This is a genomic window from Spirosoma gilvum (assembly GCF_054776815.1).
Genome location: NZ_BAAHBH010000007.1, coordinates 51,710 through 70,595, shown reverse-complemented (window position 1 = coordinate 70,595; position 18,886 = coordinate 51,710). Strand labels below are relative to the sequence as shown.

Below are 18,886 nucleotides of genomic sequence, written 5' to 3'. Positions count from 1 at the left end.
AGGAAAAACAAGAAAGGGGGAAAGGGAAGAGCGGGAGGCAGGGGAAAATCTTTCCATTCTTCCCGCTCTTCCCTTTCCTCCCTCTTATCCCAACCTCCTTACAATTAAATTGTTGACCAGCTCAAACAAACCAGCAGGTTTAAGGGTGCGCCAGTTGGCAATGTCGAGGGTGCCACCGAAGTTGACGTAGTAATCGAGGTGATACTTCTTCCATTCACGTTCGATAAACTCCGGCGAATGGATAGCGGCAATCCAGCCATCCTCCACATCTTCGAACCACTCCTCGTAATAGCTATCGTCGGAGCCGTGGAAATTGAGGATATTTTCCGTGACCAGAATGAAGTACTTTACTCCCTCACCGACAAGCGGATCGACAACCTGTCGTTTCAAATACATAATATCGTTGTGGAGCGTATCATTCCATTCCCCAAAAAGCTCGATGACCACAAACTGGCGATCGTAATTAGCGAACAGAATCTTGCAATACAGCGTTTCGGAGCCAATTTCATCCCATAACGGGTGTATGTAGTAACCGTAAATCGTATTCTCGTATTGCTGCATATTGTACTCGCGTTCGTAAAACGGCGACCGTTCGTCTTCCGAAGCATTATAGTACTTTTCCCAGCCGTAAAAAGGCTCAATGTCCTGCATCTTTTAAAGATTGAAAGAGTGAAAGAGCGAATGGCTGGTAGAACGCGCTTTCACCGCTCCGGCGGCCCGGTCATTCGCTCTTTCGCTCTTTAAATTCGTAACTCAATTTACGACAAATTGGTTGACAGAATCGCGTACTTTGCGAGCTATGGAAACGTTGTTCCTGCAACTCGACACATTGGTTAAACTCACACCGGAAGCTCAGTTGGCTTTGGGTCAGTTATTCGTTCCGCAGACCATCGCCAAACATGAGTTCTTTGTACGGGCTGGCGACCGGACGAACACGGTTGCCTTCGTCGTGAACGGAATTTTTCGGTGTTTTGCTACCTCGCCCGATGGAGTTGAATACAACAAAACTTTCTTTATCGAAAATGATCTGATGGGTATTTATTACGCCCTGTTGCTAAATCGCCCAAGTCCTTTATCGGTTCAGGCTCTAACACCTTGCTCGGTACTCATGGCCGATTTTCGCCAGGTTGAAGCCTTATACGATGAACATCCAACCCTTGAGCGGCTGGCTCGTAAACAGGCCGAACATCTGTTTCTGGTTAAAGAGCAACGCGAAATCGATTTGGTGATGCTGGATGCCAAAGCCCGTTACGAAAAGTTTCAGCGTGATTACCCCTCAATCGAACAGGCCATACCTCAATACCACATTGCCTCGCACCTGGGCATTACACCCACGCAACTCAGCCGAATTCGGGCCGAGCGCTAAGTGATTTCTTTACCTATGTAAATGCCTGACTGGTTATCGAGCGCTTGTTTTGTCGTAAACAATAAAATCCTGTTTATGACAACGTATACCATTTTCATTATGTACCGGGCGTTACCTGCCTGGTTGCAACTGTCACGTACAGGGCGTAATGCCATTTTTGCAGCCGAAGTGGCCCCCGTTCTGGCAATATACCAATCGCAGGTAACCACCCGATTATTTGATGCCGAAGCCTTTCATGCCCGCGTGTCGGATGTGTTGCTGATAACGTGTAACGACTTACGTCAGTACTATTTTCTGATGGAATCCCTGCGCGATACATCTCTGTTTGGGAAACCGTACATAGACTTGGTCGACGTAATTGTGTCGATTGAAGATGGTTTTCGGGCGTTTGAAGCTAACCAGAGCAGCGATGAAACTAAGCAATAAGACCATTCTGATTACGGGCGGAACATCGGGGGTAGGGCTGTCGCTTCTACATACGTTGTATGGCCGTGGGAACCGACTGATAGTGGTGGGGCGAAATGAAAAGCGAATGGCTGAACTGTGTGACGGTTACCCTGATGTAATTTTCCTGAAGTATAACCTGGCAATGGCCTCGGAGGTGACGGACCTGATTCAAACGGTTCAACAGCGTTTCCCTGATTGTTCGGTTTTAATAAACAATGCAGGAGTGCAGTTTAACTATCGCTTGGGCGACGACGCGTCAGGACAGTCGCGGATTAGCAGTGAAATCCAGATCAACCTGACGGCTGCTATTCAACTCTGCGATGCGCTGATTCCTCAGTTACGGCAGCAACCCGAAGCCGCTATTGTAAACATTACATCAGGATTGGGCCTTTCGCCCAAACGGTCGGCTCCGGTGTATTCGGCTACGAAAGCCGGTTTGCAGGTGTTTACGAAAGCCTTACGGTATCAGCTAGAGAATACTAGCATTCGGGTGGTGGATGTGGTGCTTCCCCTTGTCGATACACCTATGACCGCCGGGCGCGGGCGTGGCAAAATCTCACCCGAACAGGTGGCTGCTGAACTGATTCGGGGTCTTGAACGCGGGCAGATGGTCGTGAATGTGGGAAAAATGAAGTTGTTTCAGATCATTCATCGATTGCTGCCAGTTCTGGCTGATAAAATGCTGAAAAATGGCTGAGGAATGATCCGTATAAGACCCATGGTACGGTGTTCCGTGTAGCTTTACGTCATGAAAGTTCTTAGTAAGACTATTCTCATTACAGGTGTGTCGACCGGTATTGGCTATGGTGCTGCCAAACACTTCATTGAGCACGGCTATACGGTATTCGGGAGTGTCCGTAGCCAGCAGGACGGCGACCGGTTGAAAGCGGAGTTAGGCGCTCAGTTTGAACCACTCTTGTTCGACGTGACCGATTTAGAAGCGGTATCGAAAGCCGCCGAATACCTAACCCAGCGGCTGGAGGGGAGTGGCTTGGGTGGATTGATCAATAATGCGGGCGTTGCTTTTGGAGGGCCAGTGCAGTATCAGCCGATCGATATTTTCAGGCAACACTTCGAGGTGAACGTAGTCGGTCTGGCGCAGGTTACACAGGCGTTTTTGCCGCTGTTGGGCGCTCGCCCTGATCACCCTGTTGAACCGGGTCGTATTCTGAATATCAGCTCGGTAAATGGGGAGGTGGCCATTCCGTTTATGAGTGCGTATGTAGGGTCGAAATTTGCCGTTGAAGGATTTTCGCACTGCTTGCGCCGGGAGTTGGCTTTGTTTGGGATCAAAGTCGTTATTGTCGGGCCGGGCGCCGTCAAAACGCCGATCTGGAGTAAAGGAACCGACATGAGCGCTTATCAGTCTACACCCTATTATCCGGCTATGCAATGGTTTTTAAAGCAGGTCGAAACCTCCGAAGCGACCGGATTTTCGATTGACTATGTGGGGAAACGTATCGTGGCTATTTATGAAACGGCTCGGCCCAACATTCGCTATGCCATCGTACCGAACAAACTGATGGGTTGGATCGTACCCCGGCTCCCCGCCCGACTGGTAGACTGGATTGTAGAACGGATGAGTGGGCTGAAAAAACAATAAATCTCTAATGCTAGCTGTATGCTGAAACTTGCTTTTCAAAAAGACGACGCGCTATTGGCCGACATCAAAGCCGCTCATGATCAACCCGATGCCTTACATATCTGGTGGCTTGGACAAAGTGGCTTTCTCATCCAATATGCCGGTAAGCAGTTGCTTTTTGATCCGTATCTGTCAGATTCGTTGAGTCGTAAATATGCAAACACTGATAAGCCGCATGTACGTATTTCGGAGTTGGTAATCGAGCCAAAAACGTTGACCGGAATCGATGTGGTAACGTCGAGCCACAACCATACCGACCATCTGGACGCGGAAACGTTGCGGCCATTAATTGAGACAAATCCAGCTATTCAATTGATCATCCCAGAAGCGAATCGATCCTTTATTGCCGACCGGCTTCAATATGATGCAGCCTGGCCTATTGGTCTGGTCGATGGGCAATCGGTTTCGGTCGATGGGTTCGTATTTCATGGCATTCCGGCAGCGCATAACGAGCTCGAACGGGATTCTGAAGGGCGACCGAAATTTATGGGGTTTGTAGTAGATATTGGGCCGGGCCACGAAAGGCCGTTTCGGGTATATCATTCCGGCGACACACTATGGTATGAAGGCATGGTTGAGCTACTACGGCCTTTTCAGGTCGATGTGGCGTTTCTGCCGATCAACGGCAACAAACCTGAACGCCGGGTGGCTGGTAACCTCAACGCCGATGAATCAGCCCGATTGGGTAAAGAAATTGGGGCCAAGCTCGTAATACCGCACCACTACGACCTGTTTGAGTTCAATACCGCCGATCCGGCTGATTTTGTGCGTGCCTGTCAGCAATGCCATACGCCGTATCGGGTTATGCAATTGGGCGAGCGCATAAGTTTGAGTCGGTAGAAGCCGAATTGGACCGACTTTGGTCTGTAAGACAACATCCATCATGAAAAACGCCTTCTTTCTACTACTAGGTCTGGTCGTTGCTTCGCCCTTATCGGCCCAAACAAGTACAGCGCAGTCAGGAATGCCCAAGTTTAAAGTACAGGTGGTTGATAACCAGATTAGTATTGGCTATGGTCTGGCGATTGGCGATGTTGACGGCGATGGTCAGGCTGATATTTTGCTGGCCGATCAGAAGGAGTTTGTCTGGTATAAAAATCCGGGCGCACGTATGGCGGGTGATACCTCCGTACGCTGGAAACGCTACGTGATGGCGGCTAACCTGACCCCACAGGATAACGTATGCATAGCCGCTCGTGACCTTGATGGCGACGGACGGGTGGAAGTAGCCGTGGGCGCTGGCTGGAACCCCGCCGAAACCGATGATAGTACGAAGTCGGGCGCGGTTTTTTATCTGGTTCGGCCGCAGGACCCTACCCAACGCTGGGAGCCGATTCGACTGCCGCATGAAGTAACTACGCACCGAATGCGCTGGGCAAAAGTGGGTAAAATTTATCAGTTGATTGTGGTACCCCTGCATGGACTTCATAACAAGAATGGAAGCGGACAGGGCGTTCGGATTTGGGGGTATGAATTGCCGAAAAACCCACGTGATAGCTGGAAACGGTATCTGGTTGACTCAACCATGCACCTGACGCATAATTTTGAGATTTGGGAAGATGGGGATGTGACGGGGCTTATCGTTGCTGGAAAAGAAGGTGGTCAGATTTTCGAATGGCGGAAGAAAAAATGGCAATCCGTCGACGACGAAGCCGCCAGTAACGCCCTGCCACTATTGAACAAAGGCGTTGACGGTATCGGCGAAATCCGACGGTTAGATAAGGGCAAAAGTATCGCAACGATTCAGCCCATGCATGGTAATCTGCTCCAGGTAGAAACAGGGACGTATTCCTTCCAAAAGGGTAGAAAAGCGAAAACAGATAAGCAGATTACCGTACTCACCGATATATTCAATCAGGGCCACGCGCTGGTTTGTGGTGATTTCCTGGGCTTGGGCAGCGATCAGATTGTAGCCGGCTGGCGTAATCCGAATGCTGAAAAGAAAGTGGGAGTTCGGCTGTATAAACCACAGGAACAGGATAATGTCGGCGGTTATCCAATTGACGATAGCATACGCATGGCCTGCGAAGACATACAAGCCGCCGATCTGGATGGCGACGGTGATCTGGACCTCATCGCATCTGGCAGGGCAACGCTCAATGTGCTGATTTACTGGAATCAGTTAAAACATTGATTGCTTCAAGTTTCAAGTTTAATGTAAACGAATCCGAACTGCGTTTTGTGGTGTATATAAGGCTGTTAACATTAACTTCCTTTACCCATGAAACCGATTCAACTAGCTGCTGATCTGGCCGAGTACCCCAATCTGGTCGTTATTTATCTGGGTATGACCCATAGTTCGTTTAAAGGGCTTCGGGCCATGATGAAACTAGGACCGCAAATTCAAAAAGCTGTTGAGGCTAAACCCGACGGGCTGTTACAACACGAACAGTTTTTTTTCAGTCTGCTTCCCCTGCACTTAGGCATGCGCCAATATTGGCGCGACTTCGAATCGATGGAACGCTGGACTCGTTCGCTCCCCCATCAGACCTGGTGGAAAGATTTTTTGAAAGATCCGCAGGGCACTCGCTTCTGGCACGAAGCTTATTGCATGAAAGGCGGCATGGAAGGCGTATATCTCAATATCGACAGCATCGGCTTTTTGCAATTTGCCCCGAATGTGGCGAAGAAGGGTGGGATGTTCTCGTCGCGGGATCGGCTCAATCTGAAATCTGAAACGCCGATGCCTGCACCGGTTTATACCGAAAACGATTTAGAGGGTATGTCTTAAGCCGAAACGTTATGAAACGAATGGCCCTGATCATGTTCCTGATTTTGGCAGGCTGGATCTTTATTGACTTAGTTAGACCCCTACAGGTTGATCTTCGCCAGTTTGACCCCGCCGATGTGGCGCGACTCGATAGTGATATGTGGCGCTCTTATTATGAACGAAAACCCCTAACGCTCTTCTGGCAGTCGGCCGAATTGGTGCGTGGGCAGGTACATGCTCCCTTCTGGCGGTCGTTTGTGATTGCTTACCATGCGGCCAAGGCTGCCTTTATTTTTAAAGATGGCAAAGGCCGAACCGATTACAACAAGGCATTGCCGGATCTGGAAGCTTTCTATGGCGCTATCGGTCAACTAAGCGCGCAGCCACTAGATGTAGGCCAAACGGCCCGTAATGAATTGGAGTGGTGGATTATCCGTCGGGAGCGGAAGCGGCACCCGCCCATCGAATGGACAAGGCTACAGGCACAGACTGTGGCCGATATGTACCAGATTCCGGTCGAGCGTTGTGCTGAATATAGTCGACTGCGTACCGAAGCGATGTTGTTCCGCGATCAGCGGGGAGACGCCATTACCGAGACCGACTGGCAAAAAATTCAGATGATTCTCAACCAATCCTGGCATGCTTTGTCGAAGGCAGTTGCCAAAGGATAGTTTTCTGGTTCTGCTAACTTCCCGAAAGTTTTAAACTTTCGGGAAGTTTTTACTGCTATTAAGCATGGCTCATCTGACCAGCCAGCAGCTTTAGACCGGACGAAAGAGCCTCCAGCCGGGTTGCCATGTCGCCTTCCGAGCCCATCATGGTGCTGAATTCGGAGGTTTGGGTTGCCAATGTATTGAGCAACTGACAAAGTTCATCACTATTTACTGACTCCATCAACAGGTGCGCTTTCACCTCCTCAAGCGTTTGGGCAATAGGGCCAGCGTTTTCGGCCTGATGGAGTTGGGTCAGCCATTGGTCAATAACGTTGGTGCCATCCTGGGTTGAGGCAGAACCTGGTTCTCCTTCCAGAATAGCCATAGTCGAATCGAGCAATTCGGAGGCATCTTCGTGCGTAAACATATCAGATCTGGTTAGTAAAGTTGCGGAGAACAGTCGCTAACTGTTTAAGCTGAGGTACGGTGGCACTATCAACCAAAGGTTCATGCGAAAGGGCCAAAGTATGACTAGCCATGCTCAGAAGCCAGTGACGGATTTTTTCGCCGTCAATATGGCCCGATTTCAAGTGATCGCGAAGGGCTGTAATTTCGGCCAGTATACGTTCGGCTCCCACATCGCCGGGCAGTGCATTGAGCCAGCCTTCGAGCAGTAAAATTCCTTGTTCAGCCGTGATTTTAGCGTGTGTTCCATCGCCGAATGCGCCCAGTGTATCGGTCAGCATCCGGTGTTCGAGTGTTGTTCCTGTTGCTTCCATAGTGTAGTGTTAATTGTGGGTTGATGGGTTTTGCGCGTGTTGGTAGCTGTCTGTTTTGTATTGATTTGGTATAGTTCGTCGGGCTAAGCGCCATACTGACGAAGAATTTTGGCCAGACTTTCCAGCCCGCCGGTCCAGGTGCCTTCCGAATCCGCATCTTCGGCTATAGCCTGTGCTTTATCGGCCAGACTTGCCATAAGCTGCCGGATGTAAGAAGCATCGAGTGACGATGCCTGCAAAGCCGTACGTAACTCGGTAAGTTGACCCGTAAGCTGGCCCATATTGAAATCGCCCTGTAGGGCCTTTAACCAGCCGTCAATGAGCGTGATACCCTGCTCGGGCGTGATTGCCTGACTGTCGTTACGAAACATAGCGAGCGTATTATCAAGCATACTCGCTTCCCACTGATTCGATCCTGGCATAAAGAAAATGATTAATCAGTCTATCTCGTTTCAACCACTTGAACACCAGCTAATTTACGAAGTGTAGTGGCTAAATCTTCCAGTTGCTTAGTCGTTTGTTCCTGCATATGAGAGCCCTGAGCAATCTGAGATGTAGAGTCGGCAAGGCTCAGCAGCAATTCCCGGACTCGGTCGGGGTCAGGATGATTAAGCTGAAGTTGTTCGCGTAGTTCGTTTAGTTTACCTTCAATAAGCTCCGTCCGCTCGCTACCCTGAATGACTTTTAACCAGCCATCGAGTAATTCGACCCGTTCGGGAGTTGAGGTTCTTGTTGAATTATGTTCGTCAGTAAGGCTACCTGTTAGCTCAAATAACCGCTGATCCAATGCATGAGAAACCATATTGTTTTGAGCATTAACAACAGGCCGGGCGACGATTTGTGCCGACAATTCCCAGTCTGTCGGTGGTTGGTTGATCTTTAAATAACTTGCTAAATGGATGTTTGTTTAGCCTTTTTGTAAGCAATTGCTGTTGAGCGGGTTGCGTATTGTGTACTATGCTGGAAGCACAAAATTTCTGCCAGTTAATACTGTGATCGCCCGCCCGACTGCGTTGTATAGGTATCGGCATTACCCCCCGAAACACCCATACCGCCTATACGCCCGGTATCACTTCGGGACAATTTCGTTGCCGACGAACGGTTCTCTTCCGAATAACTCGTATCGCCAGTTTCAGCGGTCGAACGTGATTTTGAGCCTTTCGTTGAGGAAGCAGCCGCTGTAGCAGATTCACTATCCACTGTTCCGCCGGTTCGATCCGACAGATCATTGTCATTGTCGTTTAATGAAGAAGCCCCTGCGCTATTCGTAGCGGATTCGCCCCCAACGGTGCTGGTCATGGGAGCCTGGCTATCCGTATGATCGCGTCCAGTTTTTCCACCCATTAGTTGCTGGAAACCGGTTAAGGCTTCGCTGAGGTTGGCCAATTTAGGCCTGTCGTCGGTGTCGATGGAGTTGGTCAGTTGGTTTACCTGCTGTGTTAAATCGCTCAGAAGCTGCTGAATATGAGCGCCATCTTGCTGGTTGTTCTGCAGCTCAGTCCGCAATTGGGTTAAACTATCCTCCAGCAAATGGTCATGCTGGTTATCAGTCCGTAAGAAATCAAGCCAACTGTCGATGAGCGACATACCATCGGTTGGTGATACACTGGCCGAATCGCCGTTAAAGGCCTTGATGGTTATAGTAATCAAGTTTGACGCATGCTGATTTAGTGCCATATTGGTATGGGTTTATGTTATTCAATCTGACTTACTGCCTGACGATGCAGATTTTCGAGAACCGCAATCAATTGCGAAAGTTCTGTTTGTTCGGCGCTCGCTTCGACTGTAGAGGCAATGTTTCGGGTCTGTTCAATCAGGTCTTGCAATAGATTGGCAATCTCGTGGTTGTCGACTCGATTGTGTCGTTGGGCTGTATCCAGCGCTGGCCGAAGTCGTTCGAGGGTTTCGGCAATGTCGTCGGTGGCTTCGTCGCTCACATCTTCCAGCCGATTCAGCCATTTATCGATAAGTGACAGGCCATCCACTGCGGTTGTCGTATCGATGTTTCCATCGAGAGTATTGACGGTTTCATCGATGAGCGAAATCTGGGTTTTGTCTTTTGAAATCATTATCTGGGTTTGTTGATGATAAACCTGGTGCCTATGTGATTTGGCTAATTTCGTCGCAAAGTCAGTCAACACCGTCGATAGATTCTGTAAAATCCTCTAGTTTTGAAAATGAACTGACGCATCAGGGGATTGTTCGCCGGAAGGATGTGTTTTTTAGAATTTGTTAGCTAATCTCTCCTGGTATGGATGCTACCCGTTTACAACCCGAAATACACTATCAGTTTGCCCGTAGTGGGGGAGCCGGTGGCCAGAATGTGAACAAAGTGGCGACCAAAGCCGAGTTACGATTTGACGTGCGTAACTCGACGCTGCTCACCGACGAGGAACGGGCAGTATTGGAAGAGAAATTGGCCCCGAAATTGACGACCGAGGGAGAACTGATCCTGACTCATCAGACCGAACGCACCCAACTGGCCAACAAGGAGAAAGTCACCAAGAAGTTTTATCGATTGATCCAAAAAGCATTCGAAAAGCCGAAACCCCGCAAGGCCACTAAACCCTCAAAAGCCTCTGTTGAGGAGCGCATCAGCCAGAAAAAGCGCAAAAGTGATGTGAAAGAAGGCCGCAAGCGAGTGGATTACTAGAAGTCTTCATCTAATTGGACAGGATCGAAGCCCAGGAGTCTGAAATAGGCTATCACCGCTAACTTATGAGGAGCCGCTTTGTCGCCTACTCCTGCGCCATAACGACCTGACCGATAATTTAGATAAACTTGATCATCATCACCAAACCATAATTCTCCACCTTGTAAAGCCGGAGCACCTCCTGTTATATTGGTATGACAAACTATCCGACGGCCAGCATATGGATTGGGAGTTGATTCAGGGATAATTTTTAAGCCCTTTTCGTCAATAATCCATAAATATTTACCCTGTAATGGGCGATCAGCTACTATTTCATCTACAGGGACAGTTATTGGATCAAAGCTACCTTTAGCCGTAATAAGGTGGATAACATCCGTAAAAATAATGTCCTCACCTTGTTCTATTTTTCGTTTAAACTGTGTACGCTCAAAAGGTAGAACAGGAGGCCCCAATTGCTGTATCCACTCTTCATTCAGCAAGGCCATTACAAACGAATATATTGTTTTTCTTTAGCTTCTTCCATTCGTTTTAAGCCATAGCGAAGAAGTGATTCAAGGGCAGTTAGCGGCTTTAGTGGGCCACCTTTTGATTCAGACAATTCCGCATAATTAGAAAATAAATACTTTTCTGCCTGATCTATATAGAATTCGTATGGGGCTTGGCTAAAAAGATTTTCTATGAATGTAGCATTTAGAACGTGATGCTTACTTAGGCTATCCCTTACTATTTCTGCACCCAGAATTGATTCTAACCGCCATATTTCCTCATAGCTTGACATATATCTGTTAGGTATAAAAGCAATGAGTATATTTTTCCAAACTATTTTCTGGGTACCCGAATCGTAAGCATCAGAAGCATTTGTTGTAATTACCTTAGACCCTAAAAGCTCTTCAAGCCACTGTAGAAAACCTTTTGTATCATTCGTTTCAGCTACAGGTAGGTCACTTTCCCGTTCTCTAATTCGAAGATATACTCGTTGCTGATCTTCAGTAGAGAGTTCATCGAACTCTTGGAGAACTTGATCGGCGGTTGGTTTCATGTCCTGAAATTTTTTATTGTCTTACTAATCTAAAGTTAATAATTCAATTGAGGAATGAATAGTTCGATGTGATATTTGACCTTCCTAGGGGCCTTCTACCGATCTAAAACTAAAGATTATGCGGTGAAGATTTGAGGTGTTTTTGACTTTTTTTTAGAAATATTTCTAATTGACTAAGGGGTTTTTCTGTAGAAGTTGTCTTGTATAGTATATGATTGACTTTTTGACGACACGTTCAGTTAGTCACAGGCTATGCAAATCCGTTCCCTGATCACACCGTCCGATCAACCGACTCCGGTACCGATTACCGTTCAGGGCTCCGCTCATGAACCGGCTGAACTATCCGAAGCAACTGGTGCCGATACCGAACTGTTTATCCGACGGGCATTTGCCGAAAGTCCGCAGAAAGGCTGTGAGTTGCTATTTCGGCGGTATCATCAGGCCTTATGTAGCCATGCCGTTCGGTTCGTGTATTCGAAAGAAACCGCCGAAGATCTGGTGAGCGATGTATTCTGCAAGTTCTGGAAAACAAAAGCCTACGAGAGCGTCACCTCATCGTACCGGTTTTACCTGTTTCGAAGCGTTCGTAACGAAGCCTATAACTACCTCCGGCTGGAATTTCAGGAACTGGACGACATCGAGAACGCCGAAACGCGGGAAACAGCCAGCAGCCAGCGCCCCGATCAGGTTCTCCAGTTTGAAGAGGTGTTTCGGCGGGTCGAAGATCTGGTCGAAGCGCTGCCTCCGCAATGCCGTAAAGTGTTTCTGTTGAGTCGGTTCGAGGGAAAAAAATATGCCGATATCGCGGCTGAACTGTGTATTTCCATCAAAACGGTCGAAGTACATATGGTTAAGGCACTGGGCATTGTCCGGAAAGGGCTGAAAGATCATTGGCTCGTCGCTCTGGCGGCCGTCTGTCGATTGCTTCTTCCATATTAATCAATTGAGTTAGCCACTTACTGTCTCACAACCATCAACCAACTCTAGGATATGGAAGCCGATGTAAATAAGGAGCTTATATTTAGTCATTTTGCCCGAAAATCCTCACCGCTACAACGTGAACTGATCGCTCAGTGGCTCCAGCAAAAATCCAATGAAGAGCAGTATTACGAATGGCTGGAAGAATGGGAAATGAAGCACCCTCAGTATCTGACTCAAACCGACAGGGCGCTCCACCAATACACTACTTTTTTAACCGAAAATCCACATTCAGTCGAGCATCCTGAGTCCGACGATATCCTCGTTCGACCATTGAATAATAGCCCGAATTGGCGGCAATGGCTGGTAGCGGCTTCTATTTTACTCGTGCTTGGACTGGGTAGCTTTTTGTTTCGCAATCAGCTCCTTTATCAAACATATCAAACAACATTTGGTGAAACGCACTCGCTCCAACTCGCTGATGGTAGTAGCGTTGTGCTGAACGCCAATTCCAGCTTACGGGTACCACGCTGGGATTTCGGCCGTAAAACCCGCGAAGTATGGCTGACGGGCGAAGCGGCTTTCTCGGTAACGCATACGGCTGATGGTCAGAAGTTTGTGGTAAAAACGGCCAATAAGTTCGATGTAGTGGTGCTAGGAACGGAGTTTTCGGTTTTTGCCAGGAAACGAGGGGCCAGGGTGGTATTGAACAAAGGGAAAGTACGACTGCATTATCAGGAAGGGCAAACGGCAAAACAGGTCATTATGAAGCCGGGCGATCTGGTTACGCTCGATCCGCAGAATCATATGGCTTTAAAGACCATTCGGCAGCCTCAGCAACAGCTAGCCTGGCAGGAAAAGCGATTTGTGTTCGATGAAACTACCTTGCAGGAAGTGGCCTATTTGCTCGAAGAAAATTATGGACTGAAAGTCTCCATCAAAGACCGGGCGTTGGCTGAGCGAGTTCTGATGGGATCATTCCGGGCCGATAATGTCGATCAGCTATTGCAATCCATTTCGGAGTTGTTAGACATCAACGTGGTTCGGCAGGGTAATCAGGTGCAGATTATGGATCAATAACTCAGGTATAGTTGATGTCATAAGTCACTTGTTGATGGTAAAAAAGGCAACGGGCTGTTGCTCAGAAGATTTACAGTTAGTCGTCATAAGTGGAGGATAACAACTAAAGCGAATAACTGTATTTCTCGATAGACTATTAGGTAAATAGCTGATTGTCAATTTTTTACTTTTTTCTTGGAAAAGGTTTTAGTCTTACTAATCTTTGCCCATCAATTAACTCTAGTATATGATTCTGTCTCGTTCACTGCGCTCGCTCATGCATCTTCCCGGCCCGAATACCAGCGTTTGGGTGGCTCGTTTCTAGGGTTCGGGTAAGCCTGGAACTACTTATTACTCACGCATATCATCCGTTTTGGATAACCCACTTATTAACCCCTCGTTTTTATGATAAATCCGTTACGAAAAACCGTACCCATAGGTTTACTTTCTCTTCTCCTGCTGGTTGGGCTTCGGCCCGGCTGGTCGCAGTCGGTTGTATTCGCCAGCAATGTTCAGCAGAAGCAGGTCGCTACGACCAACATACTTAGCCGTCAGCTCAAGGATGTGCTGAACGATCTAAAAACACAGTATGGCGCTGAAATTATGTTTGAGTTGCGCACAGTCGATGGCATTTCGGTATCGTCCGATAAGTTCAACACGAAAGCGACCCTCGAAAAAAACCTGGAGACATTACTGCGTCCGCTGGGATTGCGCTACAAAAAAGTAAACAGCAACTCTTACCTGATTCTGGCTGAGAAAAAGGCTAAAAAAGTGGTGCTGATGAATAGCCAACCCGTGGAACCAGGCTCCACGCAGGAGTTGAGTATCGCCGGTGAAGCAATCATAAAAACGCCAGCCGGGTTGACGTCGATGGGTATTCGGACGGAGGTGTCGGCAGGTCCGATTACGGGTACGGTTAAAGGCCAGTCGGGTGAGACGTTGCCGGGTATTAACGTGGTTATCAAGAACACCACCAAAGGCACCAGCACCGATGCCGATGGAAAATACACCATCGATGCCCCCGCCACTGCCGTTCTGGTATTTTCAGGAATTGGTTTTGCCACGCAGGAAATTCCGGTGAATAACCGCAGCCGTCTGGATGTTACGCTAGCGACGGATAACAAGCAGCTTGATGAAGTTGTGGTGGTCGGTTACGGTACGCAAAAGCGTGAAAGCCTGACCAACTCAGTCGCGGTTATTGGTGGTGAGGAAGTTGCCCGGCGACCAGTTTCTAATATTCAGCAGGCGCTGCAAGGGCAGTTGCCTGGCGTAACGGTACTCGATCAGGGAGGATCGCCGGGCCGTTCCACAACGGCTATTCGCGTCCGGGGAATCACCACTTTCAACATCAATGGTATTGGCAACACATCGGGGTCCAACAACGGCTCAGGCGGTTACGACATGACCAAAAATGATGCACTGGTGATTGTCGACGGTATTGAGCAGCGACTGCAGGATATTAACCCGGATGATATTGAATCGATTTCGATCCTGAAAGATGCGGCTTCGACGGCTATCTACGGGTCGCGAGCCACGAATGGGGTAGTGCTGGTAACCACCAAACGGGCCAAGGGCAGCAAGGTTCAGGTAGATTACAACGGCTACTACGCCATCCAGAAGTCTATTAATACGCCCCATATGATGGGCATCGAAGACTATATGCGGATGCAGGTAGCTGCGTATACGAATGCGGGTTCGGCCTTGCCCGCCCGCTTTACCGAACAGTCGATTCAGGCATACGTAACGGCTACCGACCGCGAGAAATATCCGTTGCCCAATACCTGGTTTCAGACGGTACTCCATTCGGCCCCCCAGCAAAACCACACGTTATCGGTAGCGGGTGGCGGTGAGGTTTTGCGTACCCGGCTGAGCCTGCGCTACCAGGATCAGGGCGGGATTATTACGAATTATAACAGTAAAATCGGGGAAATCCGGCTGAACACCGATTATACCATTACCCCCCGGCTGCGCGTGAGTGGCGATATTAACTACCGGTACAATTACTCCCAAACGCCTAATATCGACCCGATCAATTTCCTGTTACACGGTTCGCTCTGGGCCGTTCCCAAATATGCCGATGGTACGTATGGTCTGAGTACGCAGGGGAATAACCCGATCATGTATGCCGAAATCAGTGGGCTCAACAAGCGATTTGCAGATTATATGGTCGGCTCGATCAAGGGCGAATGGGATATAGTGGATGGGCTTACCTTCTCGACCCAACTGGCCGGACGGGCCTATTATACTCAGGAAAAGAACTTCGCCAATTCATACGTGAATACGGATAAGACTACCGGCATTGTGAAAACGGTGGCCAATAACACCCTGAATGAGGTCAGGAATACCCTGCGGGAATATACCCTGATCAGTTTATTGAGTTATACCAAGAACATGGGTGATCACAATTTTAAGGGCTTGCTGGGCTATTCGCAGATTGGCAACACCCAAACATTTCTGAACGCCTATCGCGAACGGTTCTACAACAACGACATTCAGTCGATTGGGCAAGGGGCAAACGATGGCACCAAGAGCAACTCAGGAAATGACGCTGTGTATGGCCTTCGGTCGTATTTCGGGCGGATCAATTATGATTATAACGGCAAATACCTGGTTGAAGTGAATGGCCGCTACGATGGGTCGTCCAAGTTTACGGGCGATAAGCAGTATAGTTTCTTCCCATCGTTCTCGGCAGGCTGGCGAATTTCGAAGGAAGCATTTTGGGCAGACCTGCAAAAAAGTGTGAACGATCTGAAACTGCGCGGTTCATGGGGCATAACGGGAAACCAGTCCGTCGATCTATACAGCTATTATGCCTCCCTGAAAGCCAGTGGGTATGATCTTAATGGCGCGGCCGTACAGGGCTATCGGCAAACGAGTCTGGCCAACACCAACCTGGGCTGGGAATCTACTACGCAACTGGACTTAGGTCTGGACGCGTCGTTCCTGCGCGGTCGGGTAAACCTGACGGTCGATTACTACCGGAAGCTGACCAACGACATTCTGCTGAATCTGGATATTCCGGCAACGGTTGGCCTGACGGCTCCTCCGCAGAATGCGGGTTCGGTCGAAAACAAGGGCTGGGAGTTTAGCCTGAACTATCGGGGGGCCAAAAGCTCGTCGGGTTTCCACTACAATCTGGGCGGTAACTTCAGCATCAACGAAAACAAAGTTGTCGATCTGAAAGGGACCGGGCCGTACATTATCGGTTCCGATATTGACCCACGCTACATCATTGCCGTAGGCCTACCCATCAATGCCTTATGGGGGTATAGAACGGCGGGATTGTTTCAGTCACAGGCCGAAATCGATGCCTATAAAGCGACCTATGCGGCTAACACCAAACCGGGCGACGTAAAGTACATCGATGCCAACGGTGACGGGAAGATCGACGCCAACGACATGACCAATATTGGTAACAATTTCCCCAAATTCACTTTCGGCCTTAACTCGAATTTTTCGTATCGAAATTTTGAGCTGAGTCTGTTATTCCAGGGGGCTGCCAAGGTAGACACTCGTTTGGCTGGAGCCCTGGCTGAAATGGGTAATCAGGAAGGGTTTACGCACTCAATCTATACCAACAACTACTGGACGCCCGAGCATACCGACGCCCGTTTTCCCCGGCCGCTGAAGTTCGATCTGCGGAACGTAGCTACCTCAGATCGATTGATTATCGACGGCTCGTACGTTCGCCTGAAGAACATTCAACTGGCGTACTCGCTGCCTACCCCGATTGCCAATAAAGTACGGCTGAACCGGATTCGGGCGTATGTGTCGGCTACCAACATATTTACCATTTCGAAATTGAACGAGTGGAATCTGGACCCCGAAGTTGGCTCTGGCCGGGCAGTGTATTACCCGCAAACATCGCTGTATACGCTTGGCCTTAACCTGAACTTCTAACCCAACCACTTTTCAGACGATACTCTTATGAAACCAATACGTTATTCTCTATATCTGGCCGTTCTGGCACTCGCAGCCGGACTGTCGCTTACCGCCTGCGACCGTGAACTGCTGGACACCGTTCCGAACGACCGTCTGTCCGAAAGCTTATTCTGGAAAACGGAGAACGATGCCCGACTGGCGGCTAATTCGCTCTATACCGACCTCGACAGTACCAATATTTTTAGCTGGGATGCTCTGACCGATATTGGCCACGTCAATCAACCATTCGATTTACACGCCTATATCGAGCAGGGACAATACGATGCCACGAGTTCGCGCGTATATGGTGAGTGGGCCAAAGCCTACAAAGGCATTCGGGCCTGCAATTATCTGCTGGAAAACGTTGATAAAGTTCCGTCGACCAATACGACGCTTATCAACCAGTTCAAAGGAGAAGCGCGGGCACTCCGGGCCTACCAATACCTGAAGCTGGCTAGTTTGTTTGGCGATGTACCACTCGTGACGACCGCTATTTCGCTGGACGAAAGCCGGGCGCTGGCCCGTACGCCCGTCGCGCAGATCTGGGATTTTGTAGACAAAGAACTGAGCGATGCTTCGGGTTTGTTGCCAGCAACCTACGCGGCTGCCGACAAAGGCCGGATTACCAAAGGGGCTGCTCTTGGCCTTCGGGCGCGGGCCAATTTGCTGGCTGGTCGTTATCAACAAGCCGCCGATGCCGCCGATCAGGTTATAAAACTGGGCATCTATGGCTTGAATGACTCGTACGAAAAGCTGTTTACTTACGCGGCTGAGAACAACAAAGAAGTGCTGCTGGACCGGCAATTTATCAAGGATACATACCCGGTTGCCGTGTTCTCTTACATGGCACCGTATAGCCAGAAAAGTGCCAACAGTAACTTTGTGCCTACCAAGGCGCTGGTCGATATGTACGAAACGACAGCCGGTAAGCTCATCACCGATCCAACCAGCGGCTACGATCCGGCAAATCCATACGCCAATCGGGACCCCCGGCTCAAATTTTCGATCTTCCTGACGGGCGATATATTGCCAAGTGGTGTTACGTTCCGACCCGAACCGAACAGCGGCACACCCGACGCTATTGGGAACACCTACATTGCTTCCACGACGGGCTTCAACCTTAAGAAATACATCAATGCGGACGATTACGCCAATCCGGGCAACAACGGTATCAACATCATCCTGCTCCGCTATGCCGAAATTCTGCTGACCTATGCCGAAGCGAAGATCGAGTTGAATCAGATCGACGCTAGTGTGCTCAATGCCATCAACACCGTACGTAACGGACGTTCCGATGTGAAGCAACCGGCGATTACAGGTACACCAGCTCAGGCTGAATTACGGGCCATCGTTCGTCGGGAGCGGACGGTTGAACTGGCGTTCGAAGGGCAGCATCTGTTCGATATCCGTCGCTGGAAAACGGCTGAAACGGTTATTCCCGGCCCTGTTTACGGCATCACGTATAAAGGCACGGATGGCAAACTGACAACGATTCAGGTGACGGGTGTAAATCGGGTATTTGACAAGTCGCGTCATTACCTGTGGCCCATCCCGCAAAAAGAGCGGAACCTGACGCCAACGCTGTCGCAAAATCCAGGTTGGTAAGGAATTAAGTTGGTAGAGTTATTACACAGAGACTCACAGAGAGCAACTGAGGTACACGGAGTTCTTTGTGAATTTCGTATTTCTCTGTGAATCT

At 49.1% G+C, this 18,886-nt stretch carries 22 protein-coding genes; 13 read left to right on the top strand and 9 right to left on the bottom strand.

Going from position 1 to position 18,886, the window contains the following annotated elements; genetic code table 11:
- Window positions 1–84: 84 nt before the first annotated feature.
- Window positions 85–651, bottom strand: coding sequence for a hypothetical protein (locus tag ACYVFD_RS19075; RefSeq protein WP_461092015.1), 567 nt, complete (start codon window positions 649–651; stop codon window positions 85–87).
- Between the two features lie 148 nt (window positions 652–799).
- On the opposite strand from ACYVFD_RS19075, the gene ACYVFD_RS19070 reads away from it, so the two are divergent.
- The 8 genes from ACYVFD_RS19070 (at window position 800) to ACYVFD_RS19035 (ending at window position 6,836) form a co-directional block, all read left to right on the top strand.
- Window positions 800–1,366, top strand: coding sequence for a Crp/Fnr family transcriptional regulator (locus ACYVFD_RS19070; RefSeq protein WP_461092014.1), 567 nt, complete (start codon window positions 800–802; stop codon window positions 1,364–1,366).
- A 75-nt stretch (window positions 1,367–1,441) separates the two neighbouring features.
- A complete protein-coding gene (locus tag ACYVFD_RS19065; protein ID WP_461092013.1) occupies window positions 1,442–1,792 on the top strand; it encodes a darcynin family protein in 351 nt (116 codons plus the stop codon).
- The gene (locus ACYVFD_RS19060; protein ID WP_461092012.1) at window positions 1,776–2,510 is read left to right on the top strand and encodes an SDR family oxidoreductase; all 735 of its coding nucleotides are present in this window, start codon (window positions 1,776–1,778) and stop codon (window positions 2,508–2,510) included. Before ACYVFD_RS19065 ends, ACYVFD_RS19060 begins: the two co-directional genes overlap by 17 nt.
- 51 nt (window positions 2,511–2,561) lie before the next feature.
- Window positions 2,562–3,416 carry an SDR family NAD(P)-dependent oxidoreductase gene (locus ACYVFD_RS19055; protein WP_461092011.1) on the top strand — a complete coding sequence of 285 codons (855 nt, stop codon included), beginning with the start codon at window positions 2,562–2,564 and terminating at the stop codon, window positions 3,414–3,416.
- Window positions 3,417–3,434: 18 nt separating this feature from the next.
- Entirely contained in the window at window positions 3,435–4,295 is an 861-nt protein-coding gene (locus tag ACYVFD_RS19050) for an MBL fold metallo-hydrolase (RefSeq protein WP_461092010.1), read from the top strand.
- A gap of 43 nt (window positions 4,296–4,338) precedes the next feature.
- Window positions 4,339–5,589, top strand: a complete 1,251-nt coding sequence (locus ACYVFD_RS19045; RefSeq protein ID WP_461092009.1) for an FG-GAP repeat domain-containing protein — start codon at window positions 4,339–4,341, stop codon at window positions 5,587–5,589.
- 87 nt (window positions 5,590–5,676) lie between these two features.
- On the top strand, window positions 5,677–6,186 hold the full coding sequence (locus ACYVFD_RS19040) for a monooxygenase family protein (RefSeq protein WP_461092008.1): 510 nt from the start codon (window positions 5,677–5,679) through the stop codon (window positions 6,184–6,186).
- A gap of 11 nt (window positions 6,187–6,197) precedes the next feature.
- Window positions 6,198–6,836 (top strand): hypothetical protein, encoded by a 639-nt coding sequence (locus tag ACYVFD_RS19035; RefSeq protein WP_461092007.1) that lies wholly within the window; start codon window positions 6,198–6,200, stop codon window positions 6,834–6,836.
- A 58-nt stretch (window positions 6,837–6,894) separates the two neighbouring features.
- Here ACYVFD_RS19035 and ACYVFD_RS19030 read toward each other — a convergent pair whose 3' ends face one another.
- From ACYVFD_RS19030 to ACYVFD_RS19005, 6 genes are all read right to left on the bottom strand, one after another.
- A complete protein-coding gene (locus ACYVFD_RS19030; RefSeq protein ID WP_461092006.1) occupies window positions 6,895–7,245 on the bottom strand; it encodes a hypothetical protein in 351 nt (116 codons plus the stop codon).
- A gap of 1 nt (window position 7,246) precedes the next feature.
- Window positions 7,247–7,597, bottom strand: coding sequence for a hypothetical protein (locus ACYVFD_RS19025; protein WP_461092004.1), 351 nt, complete (start codon window positions 7,595–7,597; stop codon window positions 7,247–7,249).
- A gap of 83 nt (window positions 7,598–7,680) precedes the next feature.
- Window positions 7,681–8,019, bottom strand: coding sequence for a hypothetical protein (locus ACYVFD_RS19020; protein WP_461092003.1), 339 nt, complete (start codon window positions 8,017–8,019; stop codon window positions 7,681–7,683).
- 20 nt (window positions 8,020–8,039) lie between these two features.
- A complete protein-coding gene (locus ACYVFD_RS19015) occupies window positions 8,040–8,399 on the bottom strand; it encodes a hypothetical protein (protein WP_461092002.1) in 360 nt (119 codons plus the stop codon).
- A gap of 182 nt (window positions 8,400–8,581) precedes the next feature.
- Window positions 8,582–9,274, bottom strand: a complete 693-nt coding sequence (locus ACYVFD_RS19010; RefSeq protein WP_461092001.1) for a hypothetical protein — start codon at window positions 9,272–9,274, stop codon at window positions 8,582–8,584.
- A gap of 17 nt (window positions 9,275–9,291) precedes the next feature.
- Entirely contained in the window at window positions 9,292–9,666 is a 375-nt protein-coding gene (locus ACYVFD_RS19005; RefSeq protein WP_461092000.1) for a hypothetical protein, read from the bottom strand.
- A 182-nt stretch (window positions 9,667–9,848) separates the two neighbouring features.
- Between ACYVFD_RS19005 and arfB the strand changes: the two genes are divergently transcribed.
- Window positions 9,849–10,250 (top strand): alternative ribosome rescue aminoacyl-tRNA hydrolase ArfB, encoded by a 402-nt coding sequence (gene arfB, locus ACYVFD_RS19000; RefSeq protein WP_461091999.1) that lies wholly within the window; start codon window positions 9,849–9,851, stop codon window positions 10,248–10,250.
- Here arfB and ACYVFD_RS18995 read toward each other — a convergent pair.
- Window positions 10,247–10,735 carry a hypothetical protein gene (locus ACYVFD_RS18995; protein WP_461091998.1) on the bottom strand — a complete coding sequence of 163 codons (489 nt, stop codon included), beginning with the start codon at window positions 10,733–10,735 and terminating at the stop codon, window positions 10,247–10,249. The two genes, arfB and ACYVFD_RS18995, sit on opposite strands and share 4 nt — an antisense overlap.
- Window positions 10,735–11,289 carry a hypothetical protein gene (locus ACYVFD_RS18990; protein ID WP_461091997.1) on the bottom strand — a complete coding sequence of 185 codons (555 nt, stop codon included), beginning with the start codon at window positions 11,287–11,289 and terminating at the stop codon, window positions 10,735–10,737. Before ACYVFD_RS18990 ends, ACYVFD_RS18995 begins: the two co-directional genes overlap by 1 nt.
- Before the next feature lie 252 nt (window positions 11,290–11,541).
- Here ACYVFD_RS18990 and ACYVFD_RS18985 point away from each other — a divergent pair, with 252 nt between their 5' ends.
- The 4 genes from ACYVFD_RS18985 to ACYVFD_RS18970 all read left to right on the top strand — a co-directional run bounded on the left by ACYVFD_RS18985 (window position 11,542) and on the right by ACYVFD_RS18970 (window position 18,792).
- The gene (locus tag ACYVFD_RS18985) at window positions 11,542–12,228 is read left to right on the top strand and encodes an RNA polymerase sigma-70 factor (RefSeq protein WP_461091996.1); all 687 of its coding nucleotides are present in this window, start codon (window positions 11,542–11,544) and stop codon (window positions 12,226–12,228) included.
- A gap of 51 nt (window positions 12,229–12,279) precedes the next feature.
- On the top strand, window positions 12,280–13,287 hold the full coding sequence (locus tag ACYVFD_RS18980; protein WP_461091995.1) for a FecR family protein: 1,008 nt from the start codon (window positions 12,280–12,282) through the stop codon (window positions 13,285–13,287).
- 384 nt (window positions 13,288–13,671) lie between these two features.
- Window positions 13,672–17,166 carry a SusC/RagA family TonB-linked outer membrane protein gene (locus ACYVFD_RS18975; protein WP_461091994.1) on the top strand — a complete coding sequence of 1,165 codons (3,495 nt, stop codon included), beginning with the start codon at window positions 13,672–13,674 and terminating at the stop codon, window positions 17,164–17,166.
- A 27-nt stretch (window positions 17,167–17,193) separates the two neighbouring features.
- Window positions 17,194–18,792 (top strand): RagB/SusD family nutrient uptake outer membrane protein, encoded by a 1,599-nt coding sequence (locus ACYVFD_RS18970; RefSeq protein WP_461091993.1) that lies wholly within the window; start codon window positions 17,194–17,196, stop codon window positions 18,790–18,792.
- Window positions 18,793–18,886 lie beyond the last annotated feature (94 nt).